25 protein-coding genes, 2 tRNA genes and 1 rRNA gene are annotated in these 23,999 nt (G+C 42.7%); 22 read left to right on the forward strand and 6 right to left on the reverse strand.

All coding sequences use genetic code 11. The features are described 5' to 3' along the window. The 8 genes from rrf to tsaD all read left to right on the forward strand — a co-directional run bounded on the left by rrf (position 1) and on the right by tsaD (position 4,118). Positions 1 to 113, forward strand: a 5S ribosomal RNA gene (gene rrf / locus ACXAJH_RS20050). Positions 114 to 149: 36 nt separating this feature from the next. Continuing rightward, positions 150 to 226: transfer RNA gene (locus tag ACXAJH_RS20055), tRNA-Met, on the forward strand. A gap of 71 nt (positions 227 to 297) precedes the next feature. Next, positions 298 to 374 (forward strand) — tRNA-Asp (locus tag ACXAJH_RS20060). 133 nt (positions 375 to 507) lie between these two features. Then, positions 508 to 1,494 (forward strand): thiamine-phosphate kinase, encoded by a 987-nt coding sequence (gene thiL, locus ACXAJH_RS20065; RefSeq protein WP_474995015.1) that lies wholly within the window; start codon positions 508 to 510, stop codon positions 1,492 to 1,494. Beyond that, entirely contained in the window at positions 1,495 to 1,950 is a 456-nt protein-coding gene (tsaE, locus tag ACXAJH_RS20070; protein ID WP_474995016.1) for a tRNA (adenosine(37)-N6)-threonylcarbamoyltransferase complex ATPase subunit type 1 TsaE, read from the forward strand. Next, a complete protein-coding gene (tsaB, locus tag ACXAJH_RS20075; RefSeq protein ID WP_474972226.1) occupies positions 1,947 to 2,633 on the forward strand; it encodes a tRNA (adenosine(37)-N6)-threonylcarbamoyltransferase complex dimerization subunit type 1 TsaB in 687 nt (228 codons plus the stop codon). Before tsaE ends, tsaB begins: the two co-directional genes overlap by 4 nt. Position 2,634: 1 nt before the next feature. Further along, positions 2,635 to 3,078 carry a ribosomal protein S18-alanine N-acetyltransferase gene (gene rimI / locus ACXAJH_RS20080; protein ID WP_027955823.1) on the forward strand — a complete coding sequence of 148 codons (444 nt, stop codon included), beginning with the start codon at positions 2,635 to 2,637 and terminating at the stop codon, positions 3,076 to 3,078. Then, positions 3,075 to 4,118, forward strand: coding sequence for a tRNA (adenosine(37)-N6)-threonylcarbamoyltransferase complex transferase subunit TsaD (gene tsaD / locus ACXAJH_RS20085; protein WP_474995017.1), 1,044 nt, complete (start codon positions 3,075 to 3,077; stop codon positions 4,116 to 4,118). Before rimI ends, tsaD begins: the two co-directional genes overlap by 4 nt. 326 nt (positions 4,119 to 4,444) lie before the next feature. Here the strand turns inward: tsaD and ACXAJH_RS20090 are convergent, their stop codons facing one another. Then, on the reverse strand, positions 4,445 to 6,379 hold the full coding sequence (locus ACXAJH_RS20090; RefSeq protein ID WP_474995018.1) for an ABC-F family ATP-binding cassette domain-containing protein: 1,935 nt from the start codon (positions 6,377 to 6,379) through the stop codon (positions 4,445 to 4,447). Positions 6,380 to 6,538: 159 nt separating this feature from the next. Between ACXAJH_RS20090 and moaC the strand changes: the two genes are divergently transcribed. Both moaC and ACXAJH_RS20100 read left to right on the forward strand, forming a co-directional pair. Next, positions 6,539 to 7,027, forward strand: a complete 489-nt coding sequence (gene moaC / locus ACXAJH_RS20095; protein ID WP_474967206.1) for a cyclic pyranopterin monophosphate synthase MoaC — start codon at positions 6,539 to 6,541, stop codon at positions 7,025 to 7,027. 14 nt (positions 7,028 to 7,041) lie between these two features. Then, the gene (locus ACXAJH_RS20100; protein ID WP_474967207.1) at positions 7,042 to 7,701 is read left to right on the forward strand and encodes a redox-sensing transcriptional repressor Rex; all 660 of its coding nucleotides are present in this window, start codon (positions 7,042 to 7,044) and stop codon (positions 7,699 to 7,701) included. 38 nt (positions 7,702 to 7,739) lie between these two features. Here ACXAJH_RS20100 and ACXAJH_RS20105 read toward each other — a convergent pair whose 3' ends face one another. Further along, positions 7,740 to 8,561, reverse strand: coding sequence for an SDR family oxidoreductase (locus ACXAJH_RS20105; protein WP_474967208.1), 822 nt, complete (start codon positions 8,559 to 8,561; stop codon positions 7,740 to 7,742). A gap of 186 nt (positions 8,562 to 8,747) precedes the next feature. Here ACXAJH_RS20105 and ACXAJH_RS20110 point away from each other — a divergent pair, with 186 nt between their 5' ends. Next, a complete protein-coding gene (locus ACXAJH_RS20110) occupies positions 8,748 to 10,157 on the forward strand; it encodes an MDR family MFS transporter (protein WP_474972223.1) in 1,410 nt (469 codons plus the stop codon). A gap of 126 nt (positions 10,158 to 10,283) precedes the next feature. Here ACXAJH_RS20110 and ACXAJH_RS20115 read toward each other — a convergent pair whose 3' ends face one another. Both ACXAJH_RS20115 and ACXAJH_RS20120 read right to left on the reverse strand, forming a co-directional pair. Continuing rightward, positions 10,284 to 10,481 (reverse strand): YdiK family protein, encoded by a 198-nt coding sequence (locus tag ACXAJH_RS20115; RefSeq protein ID WP_474967210.1) that lies wholly within the window; start codon positions 10,479 to 10,481, stop codon positions 10,284 to 10,286. Positions 10,482 to 10,485: 4 nt separating this feature from the next. Beyond that, positions 10,486 to 11,196, reverse strand: a complete 711-nt coding sequence (locus ACXAJH_RS20120; RefSeq protein WP_474972222.1) for a lysostaphin resistance A-like protein — start codon at positions 11,194 to 11,196, stop codon at positions 10,486 to 10,488. Between the two features lie 261 nt (positions 11,197 to 11,457). Here ACXAJH_RS20120 and groES point away from each other — a divergent pair, with 261 nt between their 5' ends. From groES to ACXAJH_RS20135, 3 genes are all read left to right on the forward strand, one after another. After that, entirely contained in the window at positions 11,458 to 11,742 is a 285-nt protein-coding gene (gene groES, locus ACXAJH_RS20125; protein WP_027955522.1) for a co-chaperone GroES, read from the forward strand. 50 nt (positions 11,743 to 11,792) lie between these two features. Next, the gene (gene groL / locus ACXAJH_RS20130; RefSeq protein ID WP_474995019.1) at positions 11,793 to 13,427 is read left to right on the forward strand and encodes a chaperonin GroEL; all 1,635 of its coding nucleotides are present in this window, start codon (positions 11,793 to 11,795) and stop codon (positions 13,425 to 13,427) included. A gap of 235 nt (positions 13,428 to 13,662) precedes the next feature. Then, positions 13,663 to 16,773 carry an STAND family AAA ATPase gene (locus ACXAJH_RS20135; protein WP_474995020.1) on the forward strand — a complete coding sequence of 1,037 codons (3,111 nt, stop codon included), beginning with the start codon at positions 13,663 to 13,665 and terminating at the stop codon, positions 16,771 to 16,773. A 19-nt stretch (positions 16,774 to 16,792) separates the two neighbouring features. Here the strand turns inward: ACXAJH_RS20135 and ACXAJH_RS20140 are convergent, their stop codons facing one another. Further along, positions 16,793 to 17,965 (reverse strand): tyrosine-type recombinase/integrase, encoded by a 1,173-nt coding sequence (locus ACXAJH_RS20140; RefSeq protein ID WP_474995021.1) that lies wholly within the window; start codon positions 17,963 to 17,965, stop codon positions 16,793 to 16,795. Between the two features lie 27 nt (positions 17,966 to 17,992). Then, positions 17,993 to 18,484, reverse strand: coding sequence for an ImmA/IrrE family metallo-endopeptidase (locus tag ACXAJH_RS20145; RefSeq protein ID WP_474995022.1), 492 nt, complete (start codon positions 18,482 to 18,484; stop codon positions 17,993 to 17,995). 183 nt (positions 18,485 to 18,667) lie between these two features. Here ACXAJH_RS20145 and xerA point away from each other — a divergent pair, with 183 nt between their 5' ends. The 8 genes from xerA to ACXAJH_RS20185 all read left to right on the forward strand — a co-directional run bounded on the left by xerA (position 18,668) and on the right by ACXAJH_RS20185 (position 23,810). Continuing rightward, complete coding sequence (gene xerA, locus ACXAJH_RS20150; protein WP_474995023.1) at positions 18,668 to 19,510, forward strand: site-specific tyrosine recombinase/integron integrase; 843 nt, start codon at positions 18,668 to 18,670, stop codon at positions 19,508 to 19,510. Between the two features lie 318 nt (positions 19,511 to 19,828). Continuing rightward, complete coding sequence (locus ACXAJH_RS20155; protein WP_160835219.1) at positions 19,829 to 20,035, forward strand: helix-turn-helix transcriptional regulator; 207 nt, start codon at positions 19,829 to 19,831, stop codon at positions 20,033 to 20,035. Positions 20,036 to 20,046: 11 nt separating this feature from the next. Further along, positions 20,047 to 20,373, forward strand: coding sequence for a hypothetical protein (locus ACXAJH_RS20160; RefSeq protein WP_160835220.1), 327 nt, complete (start codon positions 20,047 to 20,049; stop codon positions 20,371 to 20,373). 268 nt (positions 20,374 to 20,641) lie between these two features. Then, a complete protein-coding gene (locus ACXAJH_RS20165) occupies positions 20,642 to 21,145 on the forward strand; it encodes a GNAT family N-acetyltransferase (protein ID WP_474972215.1) in 504 nt (167 codons plus the stop codon). A gap of 180 nt (positions 21,146 to 21,325) precedes the next feature. Next, positions 21,326 to 21,484 carry a hypothetical protein gene (locus ACXAJH_RS20170; protein ID WP_474995024.1) on the forward strand — a complete coding sequence of 53 codons (159 nt, stop codon included), beginning with the start codon at positions 21,326 to 21,328 and terminating at the stop codon, positions 21,482 to 21,484. A gap of 68 nt (positions 21,485 to 21,552) precedes the next feature. Further along, positions 21,553 to 22,320 carry an alpha/beta fold hydrolase gene (locus tag ACXAJH_RS20175; RefSeq protein WP_474995025.1) on the forward strand — a complete coding sequence of 256 codons (768 nt, stop codon included), beginning with the start codon at positions 21,553 to 21,555 and terminating at the stop codon, positions 22,318 to 22,320. A 194-nt stretch (positions 22,321 to 22,514) separates the two neighbouring features. Then, positions 22,515 to 23,018: a GNAT family N-acetyltransferase gene (locus ACXAJH_RS20180; protein ID WP_474970537.1), complete on the forward strand. Its 504-nt coding sequence runs from the start codon at positions 22,515 to 22,517 to the stop codon at positions 23,016 to 23,018. A 234-nt stretch (positions 23,019 to 23,252) separates the two neighbouring features. Continuing rightward, complete coding sequence (locus ACXAJH_RS20185; RefSeq protein ID WP_474995026.1) at positions 23,253 to 23,810, forward strand: GNAT family N-acetyltransferase; 558 nt, start codon at positions 23,253 to 23,255, stop codon at positions 23,808 to 23,810. Positions 23,811 to 23,999: the final 189 nt, after the last annotated feature.

The raw sequence follows: 23,999 nt of genomic DNA on the forward strand, positions 1-23,999 counted from the left end.
CTGGTGATGAAGGCGAAGAGGTCACACCTGTTCCCATGCCGAACACAGTAGTTAAGCTCTTCAGCGCCGATGGTAGTCGGGTTTACCCCCGTGAGAGTAGGACGTCGCCAGGTTGATCCATTATTTCATGGGATACATTCCCACAATATCGCGGGGTAGAGCAGTCTGGTAGCTCGTCGGGCTCATAACCCGGAGGTCACAGGTTCAAATCCTGTCCCCGCAACCAAATGATTTCTTGGTCGTGCTTTACAGGCGCTTCCAAAAATTTTTTTGTCTAAAATAGATTTTCCATATACTGGTCCGGTAGTTCAGTTGGTTAGAATGCCTGCCTGTCACGCAGGAGGTCGCGGGTTCGAGTCCCGTCCGGACCGCCACTATTTTAAACTTTTAAATGTTATACATACAGCCTTAGGATGCTTTCCTAAGGCTTTTATTATGGATTTTTTTATTAGAGGGCGTGTCCTGGTATACTAGGAGTATTCATAACGTACGGAAAGGGTTAGAATGATGGATGAGTTTTCATTTATACGTTCCATACAACCGAAGTTTTACCGTCAGTCCTCAGTCATGAAGGGGATCAGTGACGATGCAGCTGTCATCCGTCCGTCGGACGGTGATTTTGTCACTGCTGTCGACACGATGGTGGAAGGTGTCCATTTCACAAGAGAAACCATGGATCCTGAGCATATCGGCTGGCGGGTGCTTGCTGCCAATTTGAGTGATCTGGCTGCGATGGGGAGTACGCCCCGCTTTTATATGGTTTCGATTACGATTTCTAAAAGTTGGTCGGAAAAGGAACTGCAGGCGGTTTATCAAGGAATGAAACGGCTTGCTGACCTTTATGATGTCGACTTAATTGGTGGAGATACGGTTTCCGGGCAGGAGCTGTCGCTCACCGTGACGGTGATCGGGTCTGTATCCAAGGATAAAGCCAGGTACCGCTCTCATGCTCAAGCCGGCGATCTTCTGTTTGTTACCGGTACGCTTGGAGATTCCAGAGGGGGCTTGGAATACCTGCTCACAGGACGTACAGCATCGTCCGAGGGACTTGATTACTTGATCCAGCGTCACCGTAAGCCGGATCCGAGAATCACCTTCGCTTCCTCTCTGGCTTCTTTACAGCGCATGGCGCTCAATGATGTGAGTGATGGGATTGCCAGTGAAGCCAATGAAATCGCAGCCGCTTCACGCATGGATCTTATCATTGATCCGGAGGCGGTTCCTTATTCCGAAGCTCTAGCGAGGTGTTATCCTGGTCATTATCAAGCATGGATGTTTTCCGGTGGAGAAGACTTTGAGCTGCTAGGCACAGTACCGGAGAAGGATTGGGATGTCGTTGAAAAAGCAGCACAGTCCGTAGGTGTCCGTTTGACCAGGATTGGAAATGTGGAGCCTATGAGGTCTGACAGTCCCTCTGTATGGCTCACCAAAGACGGAAGGCGGGAGAGACTTGACGCCTCCGGGTATACACACTTAAAGGAAGAGGGTGAGTAAATGACTGCATTAGAATGGAAAAGCAGTTCAGTAGAAGAAACGAACGATATGGCTGTCCGGCTTGGAGAGAAGCTGACTGCGGGTGATGTACTCACCCTTGAAGGAGACCTCGGGGCGGGGAAGACGACGTTTACGAAGGGACTTGGAAAGGGTCTCGGTGTGAAACGGACCATTAACAGCCCGACTTTTACGATTATTAAGGAATATGAGGGGCGCGTGCCTTTTTACCATATGGACGTTTATCGTCTGGAGGACAGTGATGAGGATCTCGGCTTCGATGAATATTTGGACGGCGGCGGGGTTACCGTTGTAGAGTGGGCCCAGTTCATTGAGGAATACCTTCCAGAAGAGCGACTGGATATCACAATCCGGTATCTGGATGATACCGTCCGCGTCTTTCACTTTGAAACAGCCTCTCCTCGATTGGAACAGGTATGTAAGGAGATTTTGTCATGAATATTTTAGCGATCGATACTTCGAATTACGTAATGGGAGTCGCGGTTCTTAGAGACGGTGAAGTCGCCGGGGAATACGTGACCCATATGAAAAAGAACCATTCCATCCGTCTGATGCCTGCGATTGACCAGGTGATGAAGGACACAGGAATGAAACCGGAAGAACTGGACAGGATCGCTGTCGCTCACGGACCTGGATCCTATACAGGTGTCCGCATCGGACTGACGACGGCGAAAACGATGGCATGGTCTCTTGGAATTCCTGTTGTCGGTGTATCCAGCCTGGAGGCGGCTGCACGTCAGGGAGCCTTTTTCCAAGGATATATCAGCCCGTTTTTCGATGCCCGGCGCGGTTTAGTGTATACCGGGTTGTATGACGGAGAGATGAACCTAGTGAAAGAGGAGCGCAACCTGCTGATGGAGGACTGGCTTCAGGAGCTGAAAGAGCAGGGAGAAAAGGTGCTGTTTATCAGTCAGGATACAGCTGTGCATAAGGAACGGATCCTTGAAGTGCTCGGTGACCAGGCTGTCATTCCGGCCGCACCTTACCAGTTCGCGAGACCTTCCCTGGTCGCAGCTGCTGGAGCTGACAAGGAACCGGGGCCGCTGCATGACCTTGTCCCGAATTATCTCCGCCTTCCTGAAGCAGAGGCCAAATGGCTGGCCCAGCAGGAGAACAAGTAAAATGGCGTCCGTCCGGCGAATGACCATTGACGATGTCGAAGCTGTGATGCAGGTGGAGAAAGCATCTTTTGCTGTGCCGTGGTCACAGGAAACATTTGAAAAAGAAATGACCGACAATCCATACTCCTTCTACTATGTTGTGGAAGAGGATGAGAAAATCATCGGATATTGTGGATTGTGGTTAATTATCGATGAAGCGCATATAACCAACATTGCCATTCTTCCTGAGTACCGTGGATACAAGTACGGGGAACTGCTCTTCGGGCATACGTGCCGGGAAGCCGTCGAGCGGGGAGCTGTACAGCTTTCCCTTGAAGTCCGTGTCTCCAACATGGCTGCCCAGCATCTATACCGGAAATTCGGTCTTGTTCCCGGTGGTGTACGGAAGAGGTATTATACAGACAATGGAGAAGATGCGCTCGTTATGTGGGTGGGATTAAAATGAACGAAGATCAATACATTCTTGCAATTGAAACGAGTTGTGATGAAACAGCCGTCGCTGTCGTGAAAAATGAAACCGAACTGATTACAAACGTCGTTGCCTCACAAATAGAAAGTCATAAGCGCTTTGGCGGCGTCGTCCCGGAAATCGCGTCAAGGCATCATATTGAGCAGATGACCCTCACGCTTCAGCAGGCACTGGATGAGTCGGGTATGACGATTGATGATATGGATGCGATTGCTGTGACAGAAGGACCGGGGCTGGTCGGCGCGTTATTAGTCGGTGTGAACGCCGCGAAGTCGATAGCTTTTGCCAAGCAGAAGCCACTCGTTGGTGTGCATCATATCGCCGGCCATATCTATGCGAACCGTCTGGAAAAAGAATTTCAGTTTCCACTGCTGGCGCTCGTCGTTTCCGGTGGGCACACAGAGCTCGTACTGATGCGCGAGCACGGTTCGTTTGAGATTATCGGGGAAACGCGCGATGATGCCGCAGGAGAAGCCTATGACAAAGTGGCCCGGACGCTGAAACTTCCCTATCCAGGTGGGCCGCATATCGACCGTCTCGCTCATGAAGGGGAAGAAACGATTGATTTTCCACGGGCATGGCTCGAAGAGGGTTCCTACGACTTCAGCTTCAGTGGATTGAAGTCAGCTGTCATCAACCGTCTTCATAAGGCGAAGCAGCGTGGGGAAGAGTTAAAGGCCGAGGACGTTGCGGCCAGCTTCCAGGCAAGTGTTGTCGATGTTTTATCTACGAAAGCTCTCCGGGCTGCGGAGGAATACGGTGTGAAACAGATGATCGTTGCTGGTGGGGTGGCCGCCAACAAAGGGTTAAGAAAAACGTTGGAGGAAAAATTCCAGAACAGTGAGGCAGAACTGCTGATTCCGCCCCTTCATTTGTGTACGGATAATGCAGCAATGATTGCAGCAGCTGGTGCCGTAGCTTTCAATCAAGGCCATCGTTCCGGCTGGGATTTGAATGCCAACCCCGGGCTCGATCTTGAAAGGTACGGAGCAAGGAAAACAGGCTCTCCTTCCTAAAGGGGAGCCTTCTTTTGTTCAGTTATCCACATGTGTATAAGTTCTTTTTCCAATAAAAGGCTGTGGGCAAGTAGATATTGGAAAGAAAACGTTACCATTATACGTGGATAAGTACGGGTTTTTCTGTGGATAATGTGAATAACCCTGTTGAGAACTGTAATTACGCGTGTGGATCTGTTGAAAACTTTGTGGATATTGAATAGTGGTTCACAGGGTTATGAGAAGGATCGCAGGTTGTCGGGAATTTTCTCGGCAGTTCATAAAAAAGACCATTCCTTTTCTACAGTCTAAAAAAAAAGCCGGCGTATGAGCGCCGGCTTTCTTGTTTACTCATGAAGAGCTTCCCATTCTTCCATTAAAGCTTCTAAACGAGCATTCTTTTCTTCATTGTCTTCCGTAATCTCAAGAGAGCGTTCGTGGTCCTGGTAAATATCCGGATCACAAAGCAGTTCTTCGTTTTCTTCCAATACAGCTTCTACTTCTTCGATTTCCTTTTCGATTTCAGCAATCCGGCGGTTTTTCCGGCGTTCCTCACGCTTCGCAGCTTTATCCTCTTCAAAGCTGTTTTTCGGAGCCGCCTGCTTTTCCGCCGGTTTTTCCTGGGCACGTTCGGCTTCTTCCAACTGCTGCAGTTCGTATTCTTCCTGCTTCTTCTCCACATAATAGTCATAGTCCCCGAGGAACAGGCGTGTGTTCTCCGGCTTCATTTCCACGATTTGATCGGCAATCTTATTGATGAAATAACGGTCGTGGGAAACGAACAGCAGAGTGCCCGGGTAATCGACGAGTGCCGCTTCCAGGACTTCTTTACTGTCCAGGTCCAGATGGTTGGTCGGCTCGTCGAGAATGAGGAAATTGGCTTCCTGCATCATCAGCTTGGCGAGGGACAATCGTGCTTTTTCCCCACCACTCAATGCGGAGACCGGCTTCAGCACGTCCTCCCCGGAAAACAGGAAGTTGCCGAGAATCGTCCGGATATCTCTTTCATTTTTCATCGGGTAATCGTCCCACAGCTCATTCAGCACCGTTTTCTTAGACTGAAGTTTGAGCTGTTCCTGGTCATAATAGCCAATCTGGACGTTTGTGCCGAGGAGTTTTTTTCCTTTCGTCCCTTCCAGCTCACCGACAAGCGTCTTCAGAAGGGTCGTTTTTCCGACCCCGTTCGGTCCGACGAGTGCTACAGAGTCCCCGCGGTTCAGATCAAGCGTCAGGTTATCGAATAAATAGGACGAGCTGTCCGAATAGCGGAAGGCATAGTCTCTCAGCTTCAGCACATCATTGCCGCTTCTTCTCGCAGCCTGGAAACTGAACTTCGCTGACAGGTTGTCTTCTTTTGGTTTGTCGAGCTTATCCATTTTCTCGAGCTGCTTGCGGCGGCTCTGCGCCCGTTTACTCGTTGTGGCCCGGACAAGGTTCTTCTGGATGAAGTCCTCCATCCGTTTGATTTCTTCCTGCTGCTTTTCAAAGCGTTTCATTTCCTGTTCGAAGTCGGCTTCCTTTTTCTTTAAATAATCGCTGTAGTTGCCATGATATTTTTTCGATGATTGAAAAGCGATCTCGTATACGGTATCGACGATTTTATCCAGGAAGTAGCGGTCGTGCGAGACGATGACCACAGCACCGGAATAGCCCTGGAGGTAGTTTTCCAGCCAGCTCAGCGTATCGATGTCCAGGTGGTTGGTCGGCTCATCAAGAATCAAAAGATCGGGACTGGTCAACAGCAGTTTCCCGAGTGCCAGCCGTGTTTTCTGACCGCCACTTAATGTAGAAATCGGTGTAGTCCAGTCAAAATCCTTGAAGTTAAGTCCGTTCAATACAGCCCGGATATCGGCTTCATAGTGGTAGCCGCCGGCGGTCTTGAACTGCTCCTGCTTCCGGTCGTAGTCCTTCAGCAGCTGCTGATAGCGGGTCTGATCTTCCACCAGGGCGGGATCGGCCATCTGCACTTCCATGGAACGGAGTTCTTTCTCCAGTGATTTCAAGTGGTCAAAAACCTGCTCCATCTCGTCCCAGATCGACTTTTCGGACTGCAGACCTGTATGCTGCTCCAGGTATCCGACCGATGCATCTTTCGGTTTGAACATATCTCCGGAATCGTAGCTCATCTCTCCGGCCATAATCTTCAACAGGGTCGATTTTCCTGCCCCGTTCCGGCCGACGATGGCAAGCCGGTCATTCTTTTGTACTTCCAATTTAATATTCGTTAAAATCAACTCGGCGCCGAAACGCTTCGTCAGTTGATTCAGCTGCATGAGAATCATGTCGTTTCACCTCGATGAACTAAGTGTATCTTATACGGATACCTGCTAGCAACAGAATGCCCCGTGTGAAAAGCGATCGTTGACGACTCCGGATTGATTTTTTGGTAGAATAAGAGTAGTGTTTCAATCAGAACCATGTAGAAAAAGGGGAACGTGCCAATGGCGGAATTTAGTCATTTCAATGAAGAGGGCCGTGCCCGGATGGTGGATATATCCGGCAAGGAAGATACCGTAAGGACAGCGGTCGCCTTCACAAGTGTAGAAGTGAACAAAGAGATTTATCATAAAATTACAGAGCGGACGATGGAAAAAGGGGACGTTCTGTCTGTAGCCCAGGTAGCCGGGATCATGGCAGCCAAAAAAACCCCGGACTGGATTCCGATGTGTCACCCTCTGCCGTTGAAGGGTGTCGATATCTCCTTTGACTGGGAGCTTGATGGAGAGAAACCGCGTTTGATCATCGAGGTTTCCGCCAGGACGAAGGGAAGCACGGGTGTGGAAATGGAAGCGCTCACGGCTGCATCTGCTGCTGCTCTTACAGTTTATGACATGTGTAAAGCCGTTGATAAAGGGATGGTCATCGGACCGACGTATTTGTCGGAGAAGACCGGTGGCAAAAATGGCGACTATAAACGAACGGATCGGTAAAGGAGGTCGGAGCCATGGATATGGAACAAGCAAAAATTCCACAGGCGACAGCCAAGCGGCTGCCGCTGTATTACCGCTTCTTGAATAACCTGCACAGTCAGGGAAAGCTGCGTGTATCATCGAAAGAGCTGAGTGAGGCGGTGAAAGTCGACTCCGCTACGATCCGCCGGGACTTTTCCTACTTCGGAGCACTCGGGAAGAAGGGCTACGGCTACAACGTGGAATACCTGCTGTCCTTCTTCAGAAAGACGCTCGATCAGGATGAAACGACGAAGGTCGCCCTGATTGGTGTAGGGAATCTGGGAACGGCTTTTCTGAATTATAATTTTACGAAAAACAACAATACGAAAATCGAAATGGCTTTTGATGCCAACGAAGAGCGGGTCGGTACGGAAGTCGGCGGTGTCGAAGTGCACCACATCGACGACTTGGAAAACCAGCTCGGTGACCTTGAGGTGGCCATCTTAACAGTACCGGCATCTGCCGCCCAGGGCATTGCCGAACGCCTTGTAGAAGCGGGTGTGAGCGGAATTCTCAATTTCACGCCGGCGCGGATCAGCGTTCCATCGCGCGTGCGGGTGCATCATATCGACCTTGCGATTGAACTGCAGGCACTCGTTTACTTCCTGAAGCATTATCCGCTGATGGAGGATGAGCCGCTGGATGAAGCATAAAAAAGACTTAGAGCGTCGTCTGCTCTAAGTCTTTTTTATTACTTCGTCGTTTCTTTCCAGCTGTTGTCCATCAGCATTTTACCCGGCCACGTGTAGGCGGTCAGTCCGCCGTCCACAGTAAGATCCTCACCGGTAATGAACGAGCTTTCCTCAGAAGCGAGGAAAAGGGCGGCGGAGGCGATTTCCTCCGGCTTTCCTAACCGGCCCATCGGTGTCACCCATTTCTGCGCCTCCCGGAACTCACGACCTTCCTCTTCTTTTTTCGTACCGGCAAGTTCATCAACGAGCGGCGTTTCAATCGTTCCGGGGGATACGGCATTCACGCGGATGCCCTGACGTGCGTAATCAATCGCCATGGCCCGGGTGAAATTGGTGATTCCGCCCTTGGCTGCGTTGTAGCCGGAACGATCCAGGTCAGCCGCCTGTCCCGACATGGATGATGTATTGATGATCGAGCCACCATTTTCGAACATAAGCGGAAGTAGATATTTACTGACTAAAAAGGTGCCGCGGAGGTCGACAGAAATGATCTGGTCGAACAAATCGACCGGATATTCGTGCACCTTGCCGCCTTCTTCATCGACACCGGCGTTGTTGAACAGCACATCAATCGTTCCGTACGTTTCCTCTACATAATTGGCAAAGACGCGGACACTTTCCTGCTCGGATACATCCAGGGCGTAGGATTCCGCCTGCCCGCCATGGATGTTGATTTCCTCCACAGTTTTGCGGACATCCTCTTCATCGACGTCAGCACAGATGACGCGGGCGCCCTCCTGGGCAAAAAGCTTCACGGTAGCTTTCCCGATTCCTGTCGCGGCTCCTGTAACGACTGCCGTTTTATTGTTTAAACGTCCCATATGATCTTCCTCCTTTATTCGTCTGGTTGTATGGTACCCAGGGGTTAAAGACTGGAAACATAAGGGAACGCTTACACCGCTCATTTGATGAAAAACAAACTGGAACGGCCGATGGAAGGGTTAATCCGGCTGCGAGGTGGTATAGTAGATAATAGTGTACGAATCGACAGAAAGTGAGGGACATCTATGAGTAAACTGCCGAATAAATGGCTTGTCGTCATATCGGTTTTGTTTGGAACGTTTACCGTCATCTTAAATAATAGTATGCTGAACCCGATTTTACCGCGGTTCATTGAAATCTTTGATTCCAACGCCGTAGCCGTCGGGTGGATTTTAACGATCTTCATGGTCGCCATGGGGATGACGATGCCGCTGACGGGCTATTTCGGAGACCGGTTCGGGAAAAAGAAAGTCTACCTGACCGGTTTGTTTATTTTCATCCTTGGGTCGTTATCCGGATTCTTTTCCTCCACGCTCAGTATGGTGATCATCTCCCGGGCGATTCAAGGAATGGCCGGGGGCTTGATGCTGCCGATCGCCATGGCGCTCATTTTCAACTCGTTTCCGAGACATGAGCGCGGGCTGGCCGTCGGTGTATACGGGGTTGCGGCGATGGTCGCTCCGGCGATCGGCCCGACCGTCGGGGGGCTGCTTATTCAGTATGTGGACTGGCCGTGGCTGTTTGCCTTTAACATTCCATTCGGACTGACAGGTTTGATTCTATCCGCCAAGTTTCTGGAGCGGACGGAAACGCATCCGGAGAAAAAGTTCGACCTTGTCGGGTTTCTTATCATTACCTTAGGTATCGGGTCCGTGTTGTTTGCGCTCGGACGGGGGCGGACACTGGATAAATTGATGGATCCGCTGAACCTGACGCTCGTGGTGGTCGGCTTACTGGCGATCGTCCTGTTTGTTTTTTACGAAAACCGTCAGGACGACCCGCTTCTCAATTTATCGGTCTTCAAGGTGCCGACCTATTCCGTGTCCATCCTTGTCACCTCGGCTGCATCGATCGGATTATTCTCAGGAATTTTCCTGCTGCCGCTGCTCATTCAAAATGTCTACGGCTTGAATGAAGTCATGACAGGACTGTTGTTCCTGCCGGCAGCCGCGGCGAGCGGGGTGTTCATGTCGATCGGCGGACGGATACTTGATAAAAAGGGACCGAAGTACGTCGTTCCGCCGGGTCTTGCGATTATGGCCCTGGCGACACTGGGTCTTGGGATGCTGAAGCTTTCCACCCCATACTGGATGATTCTCGCCTTGAACACGGTTCGCGGTCTCGGCATGGGGATGGGGAACATGCCGGCGACAACGTCGGGGATGAACGCCATTCCTGAGCATCTGGTCGCACAGGGAAGTGCGATGAACAACATCATCCGGCAGATCTCCTCCTCGCTCGGCATCGTCTTTTTCTCTATTTATTATGAAGTCCGCCGCGCGCAGATTTCCGCAGGAGGAGATATTGATATGCAGGCGGCCACCCTGCAGACATTAAATGAAGCTTTCCTCGTGTCGGCGGTTGTGCTGCTGATTGCGCTGCCGTTTTCCTTTATTCTGAAGGGCGTTCCGGATGAGGACGAAAAACAAGCATAAGTAAAGGGCTTGTTCTCACTTGGAACGTATGTGGATGATCGTGTTCCCCTTACCGGTGGCTGCCTGCCGCGGGCACGGCCACCTTAATAAACATAAAAAAACGCAGGCATCGCGCCTGCGTTTTTCTTATTTCTTCGTATTCTTAATTTTGTTATGAAGGTTGTATAAACGAACGGCCACGGCAATGTTAAAGGTGGCGACAAGCGACAAAATGATCGTCGTTGCATTCCAGATCGTTTCAGCCGCTGCCTGAGCGGCAATATACGTAAAGGCAATCCCTAAGGAAAAATACAGCAGCGCCATGAATAATGGAGATGTTTTCATAAGTTTAGAATAACCCTCCAATGAAGATCGTCTCGACTTGCTCCTGCATGCGGCGGATATCTTCCTCTGTCAAAAAGTACTGGGTGGCGACAACAAACGAGTTCATCGCCATATGAGCCACGATTGGTGTAATAATTCGTTTTGTTTTGACGTAAAGGAAGGCGAATACCACACCCATGGAGAAATAGACTAACATGTGCTTAAAGTCGAAGTGGAACGCACCGAATACAAGCGCGGAAACAAGAACCGCAAGCAGGAAGTTCGTGCGTTTGTAAATTTCTCCAAAAATAATTTTACGAAAAATAATCTCTTCTGTAATCGGAGCGAATACAACAGGGAGTAGAATGAAAAGCGGGGCTTCCCGGGCGATTTCCATCAAGCCCATCGTATTTTCCGAACCGGCCGGCACACCAAACACCTCACGTTCAATGGTGGCGGCAATCGCCTGTGCGAATAAAGCGAGAAACACCCCGGCGATCGACCAGAGAATGACTTTTCCGGCACCGGCTTTTTCATCGCGTGCGTACGTATTCTGTCTTTCCGGACGGAGCAGCAGCAGAATGATCAATGTCGCGATCGTAAAGCTGACAACAGACCAGATGGCAATCGCGTCAAACTGCTCAAGTCCCGCAGCCATCAGAAGCGGAGCGAATACAACTGTGGAAAGCTGTGTCACTACATAAGTTAAAATGATATACCAATATCGTTTGGGCATACGTTTACGACTCCTTTTATTCAGCAGCAGGAACACTTCCTGCACTACATACTTTATGTATTTTATCACAGTTTCAAAACCACACGTAAGCGATACGCAGGAACGTGCGATTTTTGTCGAAAAACTTGGATAAATTTCTAGAGTTTCTACTTGAAAAACAGTAGTGAATTGATTATGATAAGAATTGTGTTAGCACTCACCTATGTCGAGTGCTAATAAACGACTAAAATCTGAACAACCATATCAAGGAGGGTGTCCTAATTGTTAAAGCCACTTGGTGATCGTATTGTCATTGAACTTGTTGAAGAAGAGCAGACTACTGCAAGCGGAATCGTACTTCCGGATTCTGCGAAGGAAAAGCCGCTGGAAGGTAAAGTTGTTGCTGTCGGTAACGGCCGCGTAACCGAACACGGCGAGAAAGTAGCACTTGAAGTCGCAACCGGCGACCGCGTGATCTACTCCAAATTCGCAGGTACCGAAGTGAAGTATGAAGGCAGTGAATACTTGATTCTCCGCGAATCCGACGTACTTGCTGTCATTCAGTAAATTCTTCAAAAATACTTAAACATACGATATTAATGAGGAGGGCATTTTAAATGGCTAAAGAAATCAAATTTAGTGAAGACGCACGCCGCTCTATGCTGCGTGGTGTAGATACATTAGCAAATGCTGTTAAAGTTACACTCGGACCAAAAGGACGTAACGTCGTTCTTGATAAAAAATTCGGTTCTCCACTCATTACTAATGATGGTGTAACGATCGCAAAAGAGATCGAGCTTGAAGACCACTTCGAAAACATGGGTGCTCAGCTTGTATCTGAAGTTGCTTCCAAAACCAACGACGTGGCCGGTGACGGTACGACGACAGCAACGGTTCTTGCTCAGGCGATGATCCGTGAAGGTCTTAAAAACGTAACGTCCGGTGCGAACCCTGTCGGTATCCGTAAAGGAATCGAGAAAGCGACAGCTGTAGCAACGGAAGAGCTTCGCAAAATCTCCAAGCCGATCGAAGGCCGCGATTCCATCGCGCAGGTCGCAAGCATCTCTGCTGCTGACAACGAAGTCGGCCAGCTGATCGCTGAAGCTATGGAGCGCGTAGGTAACGACGGTGTTATCACGATTGAAGAATCCAAAGGCTTCAACACCGAGCTTGAAGTGGTTGAAGGTATGCAGTTCGACCGCGGCTATGCTTCTCCTTACATGGTCACTGACCAGGATAAGATGGAAGCGGTTCTTGAAGATCCATACATTCTCATTACAGATAAGAAGATCAACAACATCCAGGAAGTTCTTCCTGTCCTTGAGCAAGTGGTTCAGCAGTCCAAGCCGCTTCTATTGATCTCTGAAGACGTTGAAGGCGAAGCACTTGCTACACTTGTAGTGAACAAGCTGCGCGGTACATTCAACGCGGTAGCTGTTAAAGCTCCAGGCTTCGGTGATCGTCGTAAAGCGATGCTTGAAGACATTGCGACACTTACGGGCGGCCAGGTCATCACAGAAGATCTTGGTCTTGAATTGAAGAATACAACAATCGATCAGCTTGGACGCGCGTCCAAAGCGGTCATCACTAAAGAAAACACAACCATCGTCGAAGGTGCCGGAAACCCTGAGCAGATCTCTTCCCGTGTTGCTCAAATCCGTGCCCAGTCAGAAGAAACCACTTCTGAATTCGACAAGGAAAAACTGCAGGAGCGTCTTGCTAAACTTTCCGGCGGCGTAGCTGTCATCAAAGTCGGCGCTGCTACAGAAACAGAATTGAAAGAGCGTAAACTACGCATCGAAGACGCCTTGAACTCTACTCGAGCAGCTGTAGAAGAAGGCATCGTAGCCGGTGGTGGTACAGCGCTTGTCAACATCATCAACTCTGTCGAAGGCCTTGGCCTTGTCGACGACGAAGCGACAGGTGCAAGCATCGTTTTACGTGCGCTTGAAGAGCCGGTCCGCCAGATCGTCCACAACGCAGGTCTTGAAGGATCCATCATCGTTGAGCGTCTGAAAGGCGAAGAAGTCGGCGTCGGCTTCAACGCAGCCACAGGCGAATGGGTAAACATGGTTGAGCGGGGTATCGTTGACCCAACCAAAGTAACTCGTTCAGCGCTTCAAAACGCAGCATCCGTAGCCGCTATGTTCTTGACGACTGAAGCGGTTGTAGCGGATCACCCAGAAGAAGATAACTCCGGTGGCGGTATGCCGGATATGGGTGGCATGGGCGGTATGGGCGGCATGATGTAAGCTGTCCTCAAACCCTTTGCTACTCAAGGATTTGAAACCCTATAAATGAATATTGACTGGATTTTGACTGGATTCCATTAAAAAAGTACTCAAATCTATTAAAGCCCCTTAAGAGTTCACACGAACTCTTAAGGGGCCTTTTTTCCATATACATATATTAAATCTACTAATTTTTGATACTATTCAGGATAATAATGGTAAAATATACTTAAATAATGATTAGTGGAGGGGTCAAATGTTTGGATTAGTAGTTTTAAGCGATATCCACTTTACTGAGATACAAAATCCTGTTTTAGATAAAGTCGATAGTTTGAAAAAAATTATCACAAAAGATATGGGAGGAGTGGATACTGTATTTGTTTTGATATTAGGGGACTCAGCATTTTCTGGTAAAGAAGATGAGTATTTTTATGCTATAGAACTTCTTGAAGGGTTATTGGAATCACTAGAATCTTCTAACAAAACAGTCTATCCTCTCATTATTCCTGGAAATCATGATTGTAATTTTGATGGTCCACAGAAACTAAGAAATCTAGTACTTGAAAATATTAGATCGACTGAAGCAAAAGATTTAGATATAGAATTAATCAGTGAAGTTAATTCGGTACAATCTAACTTCCAGAATTTTAAGGATTATTTTCAGGGTTATATAGAAAATGGAAAAATATATTCCCACCCACTTCTTGAGAAGTATTCTTTCGATTTGGAAAGTTACACTGTGAGTTTTAATTTACTTAACTCTGCATGGACATCTGAGAGACATGAGCAAGCTGGAAAAATGTACTACCCTATTAGTAAATTTGTAGATGATATCCCAAAAGTTCCATCTGACTTGAATTTTTCAATGATCCATCATCATTTGAGGTGGTTGGATCCGAATAATGCAAGAGAAGTAGAGACTTTTTTAAAGAACGAATCAGATATAATATTGTCGGGGCATGAGCATACAGAAGATACTTATGAAAAAATATCTAAAGATAATAGTGTATTCTTTCTAGAATCTGGTGTACTTCAGGACAGCAGTGACAAATTTAATAGTTCTTTCCAACTTTTAACATTTGATATATCTAATAATAAGTATAAACAAAACATCTACAATTGGAACAATAACTTGAACATTTATACCTCTCTAGAAGAATCACGATGGAGTAATATCAAAAATATTTCAGCAGCTAACGATTCTAGCTCGGAGTTGAAAATAAAATCTGAATACTACGAATATCTAGGGGACCCTGAGGCTCCTTTTCAGCACCCAAGGAAAAATAATTTATATTTAGATGATATATTTGTAACTCCAGAAGTTAAGGAAATACTTATTGAAAATAAAGAAAAGAGATTGCCAAAGTATATTGATCTTAGAGATATTATGGATGACTTCAGCCAAACTCATATCATCTTTTGTGGTAGTGAAAGCTCAGGTAAGACAGCAATTTTTAAGCAGCTATATAAAAACTTCTTAAACAATAGATTATACCCAATTTTATTAAGGGGAAATGATTTCAAGAAAACTAGCGCAGACCATATCCAAAAGACTATTCAGAAAGCTATAAAAGAGCAGTATATAGGTGAAAACTTAATAGATCAATTCAAACATATTGATGTTAATAATAAAGTGATTTTAGTAGACGATTGGCAAAACTGCAACTTGAATAGTAGAGGTAAAAAAGAAATACTAAAATTTTTATCTGAAACTTTTGGGAGAGTTGTAATCAGTACAAGTGATATTAATGGGCTAAGAGATTTACTAACAGGGACAACCGAGGTCACAAGTGGAGGAGAAACAAAGTATGGGGGCGAGGGTAACCGATTTAAGAAATATGAAGTTCAACCTTTAGGGTATTCTAAACGTGCAGAATTAGTTGAGAAATGGGAAATTTTAGGTAAAGAGGAAACTGTAACTGAAGAAGCACTTATCAAAAATACAGATTCAATTACAAATCAAGTTAAGTCGATATTAGGGAAAGGAAATGTACCTTCGTTTCCTTTATTTATTGTAACGATTATGCAAGCTCTTGAAACTGGTAAATCTAATGAACTGAGGGGGAGTAACAACGGCTATTATTATGATATATTAATAGGTGAAGCTCTCCGTAAAATCCAAGTGGATAATGCAAATATAGATAAACTTTATAATTATATATCACATATTTCATTTGAGATATTCAATAAGAAAGACTCTAGATGCCTAACAGAATTTGAGTTTAAACAGGTTCACAAGAAATTTTGTGAGGAATATGTAGAGATTAATTTTGTGGATTATAGAGATAAGTTATTAAAATCTTCTCTAATGAAAAAAGAAATGGATAGTTATTCTTTTAAATATCCATATGTCTATTATTATTTTGTTGCCAAGTATTTTACAAACGAGATTGAAGAAGAATATATAAAAAATCATATTAGAGACCTTTGTAATAATTTGTACAATGAAGAATGTGCCAATATTTTAATGTTCTTAACACACCTATCAAAGAACAAATTTATCCTACAACAAGTTCTGGAAGAAGCACAAAATGTTTTTTCAGATACTGAGGAAGTGGAACTTGAAAATGATATTGATGCATTAAATAAGCTAATAAAACACATGCCAAAAATTAATGTGAATAGTAGTAAAGGCGCTAAAGAAAATAGAATTGAATTAAATAGAACAAGGGATATGCACGAACGCGAGAAAGAGGTTTTAGGTGGAAGCGATACTCAAGAATTTGATGAATTGGAAACCATTAACCATATAAATCAAGGATTTAAAACAATAGAATTGGTAGGGCAAATAATAAAAAATTATCCAGGGTACATTAAAAAAGATATAAAAGAAGAATTAAGTTTTGAAGCAATAAAAACAGGGTTAAGATTACTTAATAACTTCTTAGAATTATTTGTGGAAGAAAATGATTTTGTGATTCAAGAAATGGCTGAATTTCTTCAAAATAAAGGCTTGAAGAGTAATAGCGAAGCTGAATCACAAGCTAAGTCTTTCTTATTTAGTTTTTGTAGTTGGGTAACTTTTTCAGTTATAAAGTTAATCTCAAGATCTTTAGGGAATAGAAATTTAGAAGAAAATATTGATGATTTAGTTCATAAGTCACCCAACGTAGCAAACAGGTTAATTGGAATTTCAATTAAGCTAGATCATACGTACAAAATGCCAAAAGAAGAGATTGCCAAATTATATGGAGATTTAACTGGTAACATATTAGCTCGAAATATCTTGCGTAGAATGATTGCTCAACATCTGTATCTTTTCGAAGTTCCTTTTGACGAAAAACAAAAGATTTGTGATTCTGTAGAAATTGAATACCACCAATATAGAAATCAAGAAATTACGAATAAAATTAAAGCAAATAAATAGCATCTAAAAAATAATAATATCAATCCAATGCGCCTTTCATGAGTTGACTAAACTTTTGAGAGGCTTTTTGTTCCATATTTTTAGTGATGTGAGCGTAAATGTTCATAGTTGTATTAATATCACCGTGCCCTAATCTTTGCTGAATTTCTTTGGTACCTACTCCAGCTTCAATTAAGAGAGAGGTGTGGGTGTGCCTGAATGAATGGGGAGTAACTTTTTTTTCGATTCTGCTAAGCTTTAAAAGCCTTCTCATTCGGTTTTCAACTGTTTTTATAAAATCAGGATAGCCGGGGTTATTAATCTCTTTTGCAAATACAAATCCAAAATCATTGTAGAGATCTCCAAGAGCCATTTTAATTTCTTTCTGGTAAGTTAAATGCTTCTTAAACTCATTCATCACTTGCTTGTCCATTTTTAACGTCCGTATAGACCCTTTTGTCTTAGGAGTGAGCAGCTGATAATCCTTTGTATTATTATTAGGATTGTAATAGGTTTTTGTAATGCGAATAGTTTCATTATTGAATTTCACATCGGTCCATTTAAGTGCCAGCATTTCTCCTACACGCAAGCCACTATAAGCAAGGGTGAGAAACATAATAAAATCCCTATCTAATCCCTTTTCCTTAGCTGTTTTTAAAAAAGTTATCAGCTCATCCTTTTCTAAGAATTTTATTAACTCATCATTCTGCTCAATTTCCTCCACCGTTTCAATTTTCTTTGGGATTTTTGCGAATTCACTTGGGTTTGTTTTAATAAGGTTATATTCTAATGCCTTCTTAAATAACATTCGGCCAGTAGTATGGATCCCATCTAAGGTGTTATGGGCGTATCCTTTTTCGTGTAGGTCATCAAGAAATGCTTGATAATGTTTCCTAGTAATATCAGATAATTTCATTTTTGAAAAATATCTTCTGAAGTGCTTCAATTCTTTAGTACGTCCACGATGCGAGCTAACCTTAGAATTCTTCGCATAGAAATTAAGCCATTCATCGGCAAATTCGTTAAGAGTAATATTGTTTTCTTCCACAAAGGAACCTTCTCTTAACTCCCTTTCTAATTCCTCTGCTTCTACCCTTGCATCTGTTTTTCTTGTGAAGCCCCCTTTAGACTTTGTTCTTCTTGTTCCGGTGACTGGATCTAACCATTCTACTTGGTATGACCACTTGTTACCTCTTTTTCTTAGATATGCCATGGTATTACCTCCTATCTAAACTATAAGTTATAAAATGGTTTTTCCTGGTACAATAGGACGTCGCTTAATTTTTTCCAGTCGGTCCTGGCATACGTCTAAAGGAATATTGAAATCTTGAGACCATACATTAATGATTTCAGGATCACTCAAGGTGTACTCTTTAATCATGTGATAGGGTAGCGAGGCGTAAAGAGTGAAGTGCCTTGCATCTCTTTCTTGAAGCTCATAAAAATCTTTAGGCATTATTAACTGCCGTCCAGCATGTCTCAATGCGTGGCAAAGCTCATGGAAGAATTGCTCTCGTTGGTTTATCTGGGGAAGGCGACTATCTAAAACAATTTCTTGAAACTTCCCTACTTTCATATAACTAGCTTGAGTCGGTCTACATTGAACAAAGATTTGGTTCTCATATCCAATGTTATGAACACTTAGATCAGTCGGTTCTTTAAAATTGTGATTTTTATACCACTGAGTTATAAGGTCTTCTAGAATTGTTGTTGTGTAGCAAGGAAATCTCAAACTAATCACCATCCTTACAAGCATTATACGAACAAGTGTTCCGTTATTCAATATATAATTACAAAAATATGGATTAAGAGAAAGGGATTTGGATTACTAAATCTGCAAAAAAACTAAAGTATAGGAATTCTTCTCCAGAACCATAATGAAATTAAGATTCATAGTTTTGGAGAGTGATAGAAAATGTTTTTAAGAGAAGCTTGGGAAAAGTATTATGTCGATAAAAAAATTGAAGGTTACTCACTCCTAACATTGAAAACATACTGCTTACAATTCAATATGTTGGTGAAATATTTTGGAGATGTTGAGACAGAAGATGTGGCTATCGATCAGCTAAAGAGTTATTTAGTTGAGGTGGGCGGACATTTGAAACCTTCTAGTCTTGGAAACAAGATTCGTTTCCTTCGATCTTTTTTCAAGTGGCTACATGAAGAGGGTGTTATCAACGAAAATCCAGCTATAAAATTAAAAGAACCAAAAGTTGGCAAGAGAATTCCTAAGTTTCTTACCGAGATGGAAATTGAACAACTTAGAGACTCATGCGTAACTTCCGTGGAAAGGGCACTTTTCGAATTTTTTTATTCTACTGGGTGCCGTATCGGAGAGGTAGTAAATTTGAATAGAGAGGACATCAACTTCTCAGTAAGATCGGTTATTGTAAAAGGAAAAGGAGATAAAGAAAGAGAAGTCTATTTCAGTATTCGTTGTTCGCTATGGCTACAGAAATATATAGAGGAGCGCAAGGATCATGATGAGTGTTTATTTATAACAGATAGAAGACCTAAAAAGAGAATGAGTATTGAGGTTATCCGATATATTATTAAACGGATATCCATACGCGCAGCTATTAATAAGGAAATACATCCTCATCAACTAAGGCACAGTTATGCTACCCATATGCTTAATAATGGAGCGCCAATCGAAGTTATCCAAAGCTTATTAGGGCATGAGAAAAGTGAAACAACGAAAATTTATGCTCAACTAAGTGGTAAGCTAAGACAGGATTTCTATAGTAAATATTTTTAGGAGCCGTTCCTGTAAAAAGGTTCAGCTCCTATTTTTTGTAAGAAACACTTGTGGGGAAGAGGTCAATTTGAAATAATTGTTATTAAGCATTAGGACGAATATCTCGAAACTGAGTCTTCAAGTAAAGGGCAGTTTTCTGGAAGACTCGGTTTCGAGATAATTGTCACAATATACCGCGTGTTTTGGCTGGAAAAAGCAGAAAAATTTTGAATTGAGACCAATCGATGTGTAAAAAGTATTTGACACATCGATTGGTCTTTATTACCATAATAGGTGTAAAAAGTATTTGACATAAATAATGGAAGAGGTGATATAAATTTGAAAAATAGTATAAAGAGTTTGAGAGAAGGTTTAGGGATTTCTCAAGGTAAATTGGCTCAGCTATGCGGGGTAAGTAGACAAACAATAAACGCCATAGAAAACAATAAATATGATCCTAGTTTAGAATTAGCTTTTGCTATTGCATTATCTTTAGATAGTACAGTAGACTCCCTTTTTAATTACCAAAAAACATTAAAGAAATGAGGAATAATAAAATGCACATATTAGTAATAATTCTAGCTGGACTTATAGTCTCTGCTGTCATAGTGGCGTCGAAAAGAATATCTGGTGATGAAACGGGATTTTCAAGAGAAGACGAACGTCAAAAAATCATACTTAAAAATGCGGCACTATCAAGTTGGCAAATGATTTTGTTATATGCTTGTATTCGATTAATGAACCTGGTTCCTTTTGTTAATGGTTTAATAGATCCTACCACTATACAGACTATTCAGTTTTTCTCTAATGGTGGTGATATTCTTTTAATAGCTGCATTAGGTTATGGTATGGGGGCAGTTAGCTCATATTTCCGTTATTCTTAAATGTAGCACGCTTTAGCTTCCATGGTTGAGGTTATAAATGCATTTGATTACATTTATGATTGATTATTATTGGTTATAGAGTATATATCTCGAAATCAAGTCTTCCGTTATAGGGGGCGATTGTTCAATAAGAACGATTGCATTTTAACTACATGGAATATCATTTGTGAAAAATTGAGTTGGATAAGAAAACGAATATGATCTGTATGGCCATAGGTTACAAACTAAACAGTTGCTATTACACATTCAATAGAAGGGGAATAATTATATGCCATTTGTCAAAACTGATAGATTAACTTTAGTTACTTTCACAACCGAAATGATGAAAGCCTCTTTATTCAGTTATAGAGAGCTTGAAAGAATAACAAGTTATAATGTGCCCGCTGAATATCCAATGGATGATTATAAAGAATTACTTCCTTACAAAGTTGAACGATTTAATCAGTATCCTGAAGAGAATGAGTGGGAAGGGATTATTATACATACAGAAACTAACACGATTATTGGAGATATGGGGTTTAAAGGTGGACCAAACGAACATGGAGAAATGGACTTAGGATATAGTATTCTCCCAAGATATCAAGATAATGGATATGCGAGTGAAATGGTCATGGCCATGGTTCGTTGGGGGTTGAAACAACCAAAAGTTAAAAAAATTACAGCAAGCTGTTCTAATGAAAATTACGCTTCTATACGAGTGTTAGAAAAAAATGGATTTTGGCAATGTGATAATGAGGACGATGAAATCTATTGGGAAATTGACCAAATCTAAAATATACTTAATCAACGGTATAGCTAAATTATATTGAAATTCATTAGTTTATCTCGAATTCAAGTCTTATAAAAACGGGGGCGTTTCTTCAGAAGGTCATTTTTTATATTGGCATAGTTTGGGAATGTACTTCATTGGTAATAGAGTTCAGTAAGAGAGCGAATGGAGTGATTCTTATGAATGACAGTAATAATTATTTTACTAGTTGTCGCAGGTTGGGGAGCTATAATGCTCAGGGATTTTGACGTTGCAAAGGGTAAAATTAAGGGGAGCTGGATCCATACTGGAGCTGTTATTATATTTGCCTTATTGCTGATTTGGGTTGCAACTAGTGTTTAATACCTTTAATAATCATTAATTCAAAAATTAAATATAGTTGGGAAAATTTGATTTAAGTCTCCCGCTAAATGGTACGATTATCTAATAAAGATAATCGTCTTTTTATCGGCTTGAAATTGGAATTACATGTTACATTTATACCAAAGGAGGAGATCAAAATAGAGAAAATATATATGTTGCACGGTTTCATGGGAACTTCTAAATCACACTTCAGTAGTCAAATAGATTATTTTAAGGAAAAGTATGAACTAGTAACTTTAGATTTACCCGGCCACGGGGATAGTCCATTGGAATCTACTGAAGACTATTTTGAACAAACGCTTGAATATGTGATCTCTCGACTCAAAGCGGGAGGAGAGGGGTGTTTAATGGGGTTATCCTTAGGAGCGTCGATTGCTGTACATATTTCCTTAAGAAAACCCGAGTTAGTTAAAGGAATTATACTGACTGGATATACCCCCTACATACCCGAAGAGTTAAAGGAAGTAATGGAAAAACAATATGATTACTTTTTAAATATTGAGGAGAACAATACACAGATAGCTCGGAGCTTTGAGGATCTGCACGGGGATAAATGGAGAAAAACGCTTGAACACGTACTTCATAATATGACATTTAAGTATCCCAGTATTTCTAAAGCGGATTTCGAAAAACTTAGTACCCCAGTTCTATTGCTTAATGGTAGCAGTGACAAGCACGAAGTAGAAGCTGTAGCTTACGTGAGAGAAAATAAAGAAGATGCTCTTATTGGATTAATTCCAGGTGCAGGGCATACCGCGAATTTGGACCAACCAGATATTTTCAATAAGATAGTAGAAAACTTTTTAGAGCCTTGAAGTAGATAAATTATCTCAATATCAAGTCTTCAAGTATTGGGGGCGATTGTTCAATAAGAACTATAGCATGTTCACTACCTGGAATAATGTTGGTAATAATTAAGATTGGATAAGAATACGAATATGACCTGTATGGTCATAGATTACAAGCTAAACAGTTTCAATTACACATTCAATAGAAGGGGAATAATTACATGCCATTTGTCAAAACTGATAGATTAACTTTAGTTACTTTCACAACCGAAATGATGAAAGCCTCTTTATTCAGTTATAGAGAGCTTGAAAGAATAACAAGTTATAATGTGCCATCTGAATATCCAATGGATGATTATAAAGAATTACTTCCTTACAAAGTTGAACGATTTAATCAGTATCCCGAAGAGAATGAGTGGGAAGGAATTATTATACATACAGAAACTAACACGATTATTGGAGATATGGGATTTAAAGGTGGACCAAACGAACATGGAGAAATGGACTTAGGATATAGTATCCTCCCAAGATATCAAGGTAATGGATACGCTACTGAAATGGTCATGTCCATGGTTCGTTGGGGGTTGAAACAACCAAAAGTTAAAAAAATTACAGCAAGCTGTTCTAATGAAAACTATGCTTCTATACGAGTATTAGAAAAAGCAGGATTTTGGCAGAGTGATAATGAGGACGATGAAATCTATTGGGAAATTGACTATATCTAAAATATGCTTAATCAACGGTATAGTTAAATTATAATGAAATTCATTAGTTTATCTCGAAATCGAGTCTTCCGCATAAGGGGGCGATTATTCAATAAGAGTAATCGTCCTCTTTTTTTTGAGAACAGAAGGAGAAGTAATGTTTCCTCGGAAAGTATTGAAAATTATGTAAAATAGCGATATGATATCATAATATTTATTTTTGAAAAATTAAAAAGATGTATGGAGTGTGGTCGTATGGAAGTCGAAACATATTTAAGAGACATGCCTGAGTTTAATACTGATAGATTAACACTAAGAAAGCTGGCTTTTTCAGATTTAGAGGATGTGTTTAGTTTCTGTTCTAATCCTAATGTAGCACGGCCTATGACATGGGAAGTAAATGAGTCAATAGATGCAACCGAAGAGTTTTTAAATATGGTAATTACAGGTTACGGAAAAGGTGAATCAGGTGAATGGGCAATTGAATGGAATGAAACAGGCCAAGTGATTGGTGTAGCAGCCTTTATTGATTGGAGTAATAAGCATAAGTGCGTAGAGTTGGGGTACTTTTTATCGGAAGAATATTGGGGAAAAGGAATTGCTACTGAAGCACTTCAGGAACTAGTTCGCTATGGCTTTAACGAACTATACCTTAACAGAATTGAGGGTAGGTCCGATACTGATAATTTCGGTTCTCAAAGAGTAATGAAGAAGTTAGGCATGAATTATGAAGGCACGTTAAGAAAAAATGAGTTTATAAAGGGCGAGTTTAGAGATACAGAAGTGTATTCCATATTGGAAAGTGAGTATTGATCCGATAAAGAGTTTATTATTATCTTGGTTTCAAGTCTTCAAGTAACGGGGGCGCGCGACAAGTTCTGCTATAAACGCATTTTAGCGTGAAAAGCAGGAAGTTTATTTAACTAAATTTTAACTGTACAACGGAGGATGGGAATGAAGGATCCATGTTTCCCGAAACCATCCCGTCAACACTCCTGCATG

The organism is Halobacillus sp. ABD4_316 (assembly GCF_056161385.1).